This window comes from Mesorhizobium sp. M5C.F.Ca.IN.020.32.2.1, assembly GCF_004023105.1.
Classification (GTDB): Bacteria; Pseudomonadota; Alphaproteobacteria; order Rhizobiales; family Rhizobiaceae; genus Mesorhizobium; species Mesorhizobium wenxiniae.
This window is the reverse complement of the sequence record NZ_RZSX01000148.1, coordinates 1-9,461: the sequence shown is the minus strand read 5'-3', so window position 1 is coordinate 9,461 and position 9,461 is coordinate 1. Positions and strand designations below refer to the sequence as shown.

The 9,461-nt window shown below is 61.5% G+C and carries 8 protein-coding genes; 5 read left to right on the top strand and 3 right to left on the bottom strand.

Translation table 11 applies throughout. The features are described from left to right. From EOA86_RS10220 to EOA86_RS10200, 5 genes are all read left to right on the top strand, one after another. Positions 1-427, top strand: a 427-nt coding sequence (locus EOA86_RS10220) for a DUF2497 domain-containing protein (RefSeq protein WP_128341503.1), incomplete at its 5' end; no start/stop codon positions are given. Between the two features lie 216 nt (positions 428-643). Continuing rightward, a complete protein-coding gene (locus tag EOA86_RS10215; protein WP_128341501.1) occupies positions 644-3,427 on the top strand; it encodes a valine--tRNA ligase in 2,784 nt (927 codons plus the stop codon). 433 nt (positions 3,428-3,860) lie between these two features. Further along, positions 3,861-5,093: an OmpP1/FadL family transporter gene (locus EOA86_RS10210; protein WP_128341499.1), complete on the top strand. Its 1,233-nt coding sequence runs from the start codon at positions 3,861-3,863 to the stop codon at positions 5,091-5,093. A gap of 279 nt (positions 5,094-5,372) precedes the next feature. Beyond that, the gene (gene ilvD / locus EOA86_RS10205; protein ID WP_128341497.1) at positions 5,373-7,097 is read left to right on the top strand and encodes a dihydroxy-acid dehydratase; all 1,725 of its coding nucleotides are present in this window, start codon (positions 5,373-5,375) and stop codon (positions 7,095-7,097) included. Then, positions 7,084-7,920 carry a tetratricopeptide repeat protein gene (locus EOA86_RS10200; protein ID WP_029353183.1) on the top strand — a complete coding sequence of 279 codons (837 nt, stop codon included), beginning with the start codon at positions 7,084-7,086 and terminating at the stop codon, positions 7,918-7,920. Before ilvD ends, EOA86_RS10200 begins: the two co-directional genes overlap by 14 nt. An 83-nt stretch (positions 7,921-8,003) precedes the next feature. Here EOA86_RS10200 and EOA86_RS10195 read toward each other — a convergent pair whose 3' ends face one another. The 3 genes from EOA86_RS10195 to EOA86_RS10185 all read right to left on the bottom strand — a co-directional run. Next, positions 8,004-8,294, bottom strand: coding sequence for a hypothetical protein (locus EOA86_RS10195; RefSeq protein ID WP_127211254.1), 291 nt, complete (start codon positions 8,292-8,294; stop codon positions 8,004-8,006). A 98-nt stretch (positions 8,295-8,392) separates the two neighbouring features. Beyond that, entirely contained in the window at positions 8,393-9,187 is a 795-nt protein-coding gene (xth, locus tag EOA86_RS10190; RefSeq protein WP_128341496.1) for an exodeoxyribonuclease III, read from the bottom strand. A gap of 7 nt (positions 9,188-9,194) precedes the next feature. Beyond that, the coding region (locus EOA86_RS10185; protein ID WP_128341494.1) for a glyoxalase at positions 9,195-9,461 on the bottom strand (267 nt) is incomplete at its 5' end.

The window sequence follows — 9,461 nt, the reverse complement described above, 5'->3', positions numbered from 1 at the left end:
CGACAGCATCGTGGCCGATTGGCGGCGTGAGATCGCCTCAGTAGGCGAAGCGATGACCGCGGCCAAGCCGGACAGGGCCGAGGTGAGACGGACGCCGGACGCCGAACCGAAGGCCGAGGTTTTCGAGGACGCGGCCGAACCTGCTTTCGAGCCGGCCCCGCCGCGAAGTGGGTTGGCGCGCCCGGCCACAAGTGAGGCACCGTCCACTCGTCCGGCGATCCTTTCCGAACACACGGGCCGGCAGGTCGCCGCCGCCTTCGGCGAGCTTTCCGATGCGTTCGCCAGCCGCAGCAAGAAAACCTTCGACGAGATGGCCGAGGAGATGCTCAGGCCCATGCTGCAGGACTGGCTGGACAACAATCTTCCGACGCTGGTCGAGCGGCTGGTGCGCGAAGAAATCGAGCGCGTGGCGCGCGGCGCGCAGTAACAATTCGGACGGTCGACGGATGGGGAACGCCGCCGCTGGCGGTGTTTTTGGGTGCGATGTAATGCCTACTGCCTCGGCAGTGGCATTGCCTGTGATCTTGTCAGATCTATCTGTATGGCAGGCGAGCCAGTTCGCCTGCCGCCTCGCGGTTGACTTGGCCAAGACCTTCCGATTTACACCGGACCAGCAAAAACCCGACAGCTCGGACGCCTTTCCATGCTCGAAAAAAACTACGACGCCAAAATCGTCGAGCCGAAGATCGCCAAAATCTGGGAGGAGGCCGACGCGTTTCGTGCCGGCGCAGGCGCCGAGGAGGGCGCGGAAGCCTTCACCATCGTCATCCCGCCACCGAACGTCACCGGCTCGCTGCATATGGGCCATGCACTCAACAACACGCTGCAGGACATTCTGGTGCGCTTCGAGCGCATGCGCGGCAAGAACGTGCTGTGGCAGCCCGGCATGGATCACGCCGGCATCGCTACGCAGATGGTGGTCGAGCGCCAGCTTATGGAGCAGCAGATCCACCGCCGCGACCTGACGCGCGACGAGTTCATCGAGAAAGTCTGGGAGTGGAAGGCTGAATCCGGCGGCGCGATCTTCAACCAGTTGAAGCGGCTGGGGGCCTCGGCCGACTGGAGCCGAGAACGTTTCACCATGGACGAGGGCCTATCCAAGGCGGTGCTCGAAGTGTTCGTCACGCTCTACAAGGAAGGCCTGATCTACAAGGACAAGCGCCTTGTCAACTGGGACCCGAAGCTCTTGACTGCGATTTCCGACCTCGAGGTCGAACAGCAGGAGGTCAACGGCAACCTCTGGCATTTCCGCTACCCCGTCGAGGGCGAGGTTTTCGATCCGGAAAATCCTAAAACCTTCATCACCGTGGCAACGACACGCCCCGAGACAATGCTGGGCGATACGGCGGTGGCGGTGCATCCCGACGACGAGCGTTTTCGGCATCTGGTCGGCAAGAACCTCGTCCTGCCGATCGTCGGCCGCAAGATCCCGGTGGTGGCGGACCAATATTCCGATCCGGAGAAAGGCAGCGGCGCGGTCAAGATCACGCCGGCCCACGACTTCAACGACTTCGAGGTCGGCAGGCGCCATAAGCTGCCGGCGATCAATATCCTCACCGTAGAGGCGGCGGTCACCCTCACGGACAATGACGACTTTCTCGCCGGGCTGGAGGTGACGCCCGAGCGCCAGGCCGTCTGGGATGAACTCAACGGCCTCGATCGTTTCGTCGCGCGTAAGAAGATCGTCGAGCTGATGGAGGCGGGCGGTTTCCTCGAAAAGGTCGAGCCGCATCGCCATGCCGTGCCGCATGGCGATCGCGGCGGCGTGCCGATCGAACCGTTCCTGACCGAACAATGGTATGCGAACGCGGCGGAGCTCGCCAAACCGGCTATTCGTGCGGTGCGCGAGGGCCGTACCAATTTCGTGCCGAAAAACTGGGAAAAGACCTATTTCGACTGGATGGAGAACATCCAGCCGTGGTGCATTTCGCGCCAGCTCTGGTGGGGTCACCAGATCCCGGCCTGGTACGGACCGGATGGACGCGTCTTCGTCGAGAAGACCGAGGAGGAGGCGCTCGCAGCCGCCGTCGAATATTATCTGGCGCTGGAAGGGCCATGGAAGGCCTGGGTTGAGGACAAGCTCGAGAACTTCAGGCCGGGCGAGATCCTGACCCGCGACGAGGATGTGCTCGACACATGGTTCTCGTCGGCGCTGTGGCCGTTCTCGACGCTTGGCTGGCCGGACCAGACGCCGGAGCTGAAAACCTACTACCAGACCGACGTGCTGGTGACCGGCTTCGACATCATCTTCTTCTGGGTCGCCCGCATGATGATGATGGGCCTGCACTTCATGGACGAAGAGCCGTTCCACACCGTCTATGTCCATGCGCTGGTGCGCGACAAGAACGGGCAGAAGATGTCGAAGTCGAAAGGCAACGTCATCGACCCGCTCGATCTCATCGACGAATATGGCGCCGACGCGCTGCGCTTCACGCTGACGGTGATGGCCGCGCAAGGACGCGACGTGAAGCTCGATCCGGCCCGCATCGCCGGCTACCGCAACTTCGGCACCAAGCTGTGGAACGCGACGCGCTTTGCCGAGATGAACGACGTCGCGAGGAACGACGAGTTCTGGCTGAACGACGCCAAGCTGGCGGTCAACCGCTGGATCCTGACCGAACTGACACGCGCCGCGCGCGAAATCACCGAAGGAATCACCTCATACCGGTTCAACGAGGCTGCAGGTGCGGCCTACCGCTTCGTGTGGAACTTGTTCTGCGACTGGTATCTGGAACTGCTGAAGCCGGTGTTCACAGGTCCGGACGAGGCTGCCAAGGCCGAAAGCCGGGCTTGTGTCGCCTTCGTGCTCGACGAGATCTATAAGCTGCTGCATCCGATGATGCCATTCATGACCGAAGAGCTGTGGGCTGAGACCGCCGGCGAGGGCAAGGAACGGCCGTCGCTGCTTTGCCATGCCGCGTGGCCGTCGCCAGACTTTGAGGATGAGGCAGCGGCCGCCGACATCAACTGGCTGGTCGAGCTCGTCTCAGGCATCCGCTCCGTGCGCTCGGAAATGAATGTGCCGCCGGCCGCGATCGCGCCCCTGATGGTGATCGGCGCCAATACCGCGACCCACGAAAGGCTTGAGCGCCAGGCAACGGCCATCAAGCGACTGGCGCGGGTCGGCGACATCTCGCTGGTCGATACGGCGCCTAAGGGCTCCGCCCAGATCGTGCTCAACGAGGCGACTATCTGTCTGCCGCTCGGCAGCCTGATCGACCTTACCGCCGAGGCGGCGCGGCTGCAGAAGGAACTGGTCAAGGTGACCGAAGAGATCGCCCGCCTGCACAAGAAGCTGTCCAACGAGAAATTCGTCGCCAACGCGCCGGAAGATGTCGTGGAAGCCGAGCGCGAAAAACTCGCCGAGTATCGCGAGGCGCAAGAAAAGCTTTCGGTGGCGCGGACACGAGTGCGCGAAGCCGGTTGACTTATTCTGGTGTTTGAGAATCGAATTGGCTGAGGGTCGGATTGACCAAAACCCGCTTCCGCTTTTGGGTCCGATGCTCAGGATTCGCGAGTCCTGCGACCTTGGTTTTCGGACGGCTTCCTGACGCGAAATAGGCATTCCGCAGCGTAAATCTTGACGTAAACGGAATGTTTTAGCCCCATTGTTGCCATAATGTAACAATGTGGCCTTGTCTTCGCAAAACCGGCCGTTTTGACGTCGTTCCACGCGAGTTTTCTGAATTTTTTGTCGATTTGCAACCAAACGGGCCGTTTTCCGGCTTTGCGGCGAAAGCTGTCACTTTGTCTAAAATGCGGTCGGCGAAGGTGTACATGTACCGCATCGGGAATTCATTGTTGCGCCGTTAACCTGAATTGGTTCTAGCTTAATCCCATTCGTATTCGGGAGGAGATTCATGAACAATTTGCGTCGGAAAGCGCTGCTGGGGGCGGGGTGCTTTTCTCTATTGACTTCGGGCGTTGCGAACGCCGGCGGCTTCGACCGGGGCGGTGTCAACATCGACCAGTTGTTTGATGCCGCGCCATATTCGTTCGATGCTGGCGTCACATATGTTTCGCCACAGCGCAAATTGAAGAATGTGCAGCGCTTGGATTCCCCGCCGAACCCGGTTGCGTTGTCGTCTTCGTCAGTGGATGTTGGTGGCGACTATGCAGTGCCGCGCATCGGTATCAAGGCCAACATCTTTGAACCGGTGGATTGCCTTGCCACCTATACGGAACCGTATGGTGCGGAGGCAGACTTCGGAATGAACAACGCCTATTCGCCAACGGCGGTTGAATACTTCGTCAAAACAAATGATTTCGGCCTTACCTGCTCCTACAAGGTAAATGTCGGCAAGGGCTCCATGCGGTTCATCGGCGGCGTCTCCTACCAGGAGGTCGATGCGTTTCTGTCCCGCCAGACACTGCTGGCCTTCGGCAATACCGGCATCGGCGAGTTCAAGCTTTCTGACGAGGCGTGGGGCTGGCGTGTTGGTGCCGCCTATGAAATTCCCGAAATCGCCTTGCGCGGAAGCCTGATGTACTCTTCGAGCTACAAATATGACGAGCTGTCGGGAACTGTCGACACCACCGGTTTTAGGGGCGCCTTTCCGGCGGATCTGATTCCAGGCGCTACCGGGGTCTTCCCTGTCTCCGCCTCGGCCGAGATACCCCAAGCTGTGGAACTTAAGCTGCAGAGCGGTATAGCGCCTGGCTGGCTGGCCTTTGGTTCCATCCGCTGGCAGGAATGGAGCAGGCTTGGCGTCATTCCCATCAATGGCGTGCGCAGTCCGGTGACCGGCGCTCCCTCGCCCGTTTCTTTCGACCTGCTTTATCGCGACGGCTGGACGGTTTCGGGTGGCATAGCTCACAAGTTTTCCGACCAATTGTCTGGCGCGGTTTCGCTGACCTGGGATCGTGGAACCTCGACGACCTCCGGCTATCAGTCGGACACCTGGTCCGTGGCCAGCGGCATTTCTTATTCGCCGAACGACAAGATCGAGGTCAGACTTGGTGGTTCGATCGGTGTTCTGACCAGTGGGTCGTCGACCTTCACCGGTGTTGGCGACACGGCAAATGCCATCACCTACACATACGACGACGATCTGCTCCTTGCCGGCTCAGCTTCCGTTAAGGTCAAGTTCTAAACATAAGTTTTCAATAGCAAAAAGGCCGGGCATTGCCCGGCTTTTTTGTTCGAGCGGCTTCCTGACATGCAGGCGGCGTTACAAAAACGCGGCACCCCTCTGCCTCCCGCGATTGTGACGTTTTGGCAACAGTTTCTGAGCAATCCTCGCACCACAAGGACGCCCGGGGAGATTGCCTATTTCCCGCCATAAACCCGGCGCACTCGAATTTGTCCCGGAACACGTGCCCAAAGAGGCTCGGCAATGGGGCAGGTCGCACCGCCCGCGGCAAGGAAGAGTATGAACGCCAGAGTCATCTCCAAGGCCAAGCTGCCCAGCCGCTATGTGACCGTCGGTCCGGCGCGCGCGCCGCACCGCTCTTATCTCTATGCGATGGGATTGTCGGCGGCCGAGATCGCGCAGCCGCTGGTCGGTGTCGCGAGCTGCTGGAACGAGGCGGCACCGTGCAACATCTCGCTGATGCGCCAGGCGCAGGTGGTCAAGAAGGGCGTCGCCGCGGCGAACGGCACGCCGCGCGAATTCTGCACCATCACCGTCACGGACGGCATCGCCATGGGCCACCAGGGCATGAAATCGTCACTGGTGTCGCGCGAGGTCATAGCCGATTCGGTCGAACTCACCATGCGCGGCCATTGCTACGATGCGCTGGTCGGCCTTGCCGGTTGCGACAAGTCGCTGCCCGGCATGATGATGGCCATGGTGCGGCTCAACGTGCCGTCGATCTTCATCTATGGCGGCTCGATATTGCCCGGTTCCTACAAGGGCCGGCAGATCACCGTGCAGGATGTGTTCGAGGCCGTCGGCCAGCACTCGGTCGGCACGATCGGCGACGCCGAGCTCCTCGAAATCGAACAAGCCGCTTGTCCGTCGGCCGGCTCTTGCGGCGCCCAGTTCACCGCCAACACCATGGCCACCGTCGCCGAGGCCATCGGTCTGGCGCTGCCATATTCCTGCGGGGCACCGGCGCCCTACGAGATGCGCGACCGCTTCAACTTCGCCTCCGGCGAAAAGATCATGGAGCTGATCGCAAAGAATATCCGCCCGCGCGACATCGTCACGCTGAAGGCGCTGGAGAATGCGGCGACCGTGGTCTCGGCCACCGGCGGCTCGACCAACGCAGCGCTGCATTTGCCGGCGATCGCGCATGAGGCCGGGATAAAGTTCGACCTCTTCGATGTAGCCAGGATCTTCGAGAAGACGCCCTACATCGCCGACCTGAAGCCGGGCGGCAAATATGTCGCCAAGGACATGTTCGAGGCCGGCGGCATTCCGCTCTTGATGAAGACGTTGCTCGACCACGGCTATCTGCACGGCGACTGCCTGACGGTGACCGGCCGCACTTTAGCCGAAAATATGGAGCACGTAGCCTGGAATGATAGCCAGGATGTGGTCCGTCCCGCCAACCGACCGATCACCCAAACGGGTGGCGTCGTGGGCTTGAAGGGAAACCTTGCCCCCGAAGGCGCGATCGTGAAGGTCGCGGGCATGTCGGAGCTGAAATTCTCTGGTCCGGCGCGCTGTTTCGATTCGGAGGAGGAATGTTTCGAGGCGGTTACGGATCGCAGCTACAGCGAAGGCGAGGTCCTCGTCATCCGCTACGAGGGTCCGCGCGGCGGTCCGGGCATGCGCGAAATGCTATCGACGACGGCGGCGCTCTATGGCCAGGGCATGGGCGGCAAGGTGGCTCTCATCACCGACGGACGTTTTTCGGGCGCGACACGCGGCTTCTGCATCGGCCATGTCGGGCCGGAAGCCGCCGTGGGTGGTCCGATCGGGCTGCTCAGGGATGGCGATTTGATCTCGATCGACGCGGTGAACGGCACAATCGAGGTGGCGCTGTCCGACACCGAACTGGCGGCTAGGGCAAAGGCCTGGAAGGCCCGCGCGACCGACTCTCAGTCGGGCGCGATCTGGAAATATGCACAAACGGTGGGGCCTGCCCGCGACGGCGCGGTCACCCATCCCGGAGGTGCGAAAGAAACACATTGTTATGCGGATATCTGAGTTGCTGAGGTTGTCTGTCTTTTCGGCACTGGTCGCTATCGCCACTTTTGGCGCGACCTTGGGCGCCGCGGGCCAGGCCATGGCCTTCGACGATAAGGTGTTCGACGACAAGACCGGCGTGAAGCCGCAGTCCAGCCCGTGGGCGGTGTTTCAGTTCGGCTTCTCCGCCTATAAGAACGGCCGCAAGGAACAGGCCGCGGAGGCCTACAAATACGCGGCCGAAAACGGCCAGATCGGCGCCACCTGGAAGCTTGCGCGTATGTATGCCGAGGGTGACGGCGTGGAGCGCGACGACTACGCGGCGTTCAAGTTCTTCAGCGAGATTGCCGACCAGGACGTCGAGCCCGGTTCGCCGGAAGAGAGCTATGTGTCGGACGCGCTCGTGGCGCTCGGCGACTATTTGAGGAAGGGCATCCCCGGCAGCCCTATCACAGAGAACGAGGTGGCGGCCCAGGAATATTACATGCGCGCCGCCGCCAATTACCGCAACCCGAATGCCCAGTTCGAGATGGGCCAGATCTTCCTGAATGGCAAGGGCGGCGTCAAGGCCAGCATCAAGCAGGCCGGACGCTGGTTCCAACTCGCCGCGGAAAAGGGCCATGCCGGCGCGCAGGCAACGCTCGGCCATCTGCTTTTCCAGAGCGGTAAGATCGTTCGGGGGCTGGCGATGATGACCGCGGCGCTCGAACGGGCCTCACCTTCCGACCAGCCATGGATACGCGGCATGCAGGAAGAGGCGTTTGCCGCCGCGGGCGAGGCCGACCGCCGCACCGCGATTTCGCTGGCCGACGACATCCTCACCAAGGGCGGCGGCGACCAGTAGCCAAGAAGCCAGTAGCCACGAAGCCGATAGTGAGGAAGGCAATAAGTCGGAGGACTGGCTACTTCGAAAATCAAGTCGGAAGATCAGTTCTCGGTGGGTTCCGTCGGAACGAGACCGGACTCAGGTGTTGAAATTGGCGTGGCCGACGGCGCCGGCGTCGTTCGCGGGCATTCGTCCCGAATCTTTGTCCATGACGTGTTGTTGAGCACCATATCGCAGCGGGCGAGGTGGCTCCGGCCGGACAGCGTCAGACAGGCGACCTGGCCGATCTGGAATGATTTTCCGTTGGCCAGGCATTCAGGATCGGCAAACGCCGGCGTCGCCGCGAGGGCGAGCGCGGCGGCACATGGGCAAAGCGCAAATCTGATCGTCATCTTGAACCCCGGCCGAACCCGGATTGCAGCGGAAACCCCGATTGTGGCGATATGACGGTCCATCAACCGGGAATCCGGCGGTCCGAGCCCCGAAATGATCAGATTGGCGCGAAAGCCAGTTCGACGGCCACCGGCACATGGTCGGAGGGTTTTTCCCAGGCCCGCACATGCTTTTCGATCGAGGCCGAGGAAAAGCGGTTGGCGGCTTCGGGCGAGAGCAGCAAGTGATCGATGCGGATGCCGTTGTTCTTCTGCCAGGCACCGGCCTGATAATCCCAGAAAGTAAAGATGTCCGGCCCGTCGGTGACCGCGCGCACCGCTTCGGTGAAGCCGAGATTCTTCAGCCGGCGGAACGCCTGCCTCGTCTGCGGCTGGAACAGCGCGTCGCTCAGCCAGTTCTCCGGGAATTTCGCGTCGATGTATTCGGGGATGACATTGTAATCCCCGGCCAGCACCAGCGCCTCTTCGAGCATGAGCCGTTCCTCGGCCCAGCGCTCCAGCCGCGCCATCCAGGAAAGCTTGTAGGAGAACTTCTTCTCGTCATTGATCGGGTTGCCGTTCGGCAAGTAGAGCGAGGCAACGCGCAACGCGCCCTTGTCGGTCGAGAACACGCCCTCGATGAAACGCGCCTGCTCGTCGGTGGCGTCACCCGGCAAGCCTCTGATGACCTCGTCGAAGCGCAGCTTCGACAGGATGGCGACGCCGTTAAAACCTTTTTGGCCATATATTTCAACGTTGTAGCCGAGCGCCTCGATCTCCGCGCGCGGAAACTGCTCGTCGACAGTCTTGATCTCCTGCAGGCAGGCGATATCAGGCGCGCTTTCCGTCAGCCAATGGGTCAAATTGCCGATGCGGGCCCGAACGCCGTTGATGTTCCAGGTGACGATTTTCATGACGGCCTCATTGCTGTTCCGGCGGATGACGTTCGACGAGGCCGATCGTATTGCCTGCCGGGTCCTTTAGGAAGGCCATCCATTCGCTTTCCCCCGCCGGCCCGAACAGGCCCTCGGTGTCGCGATGGACGAGCATCGGCGGCGCGGTGAAGGGGACACCGGCGGCTTTTGCCGAGGCGTAGAAATCGTCGAGGCCCGATATGTCGAGATAGACGGTGCCGGCCGGCAGGCCATCGGTGAACAGCAGCCGTACGTCGCCGGCCATGATGAAGGC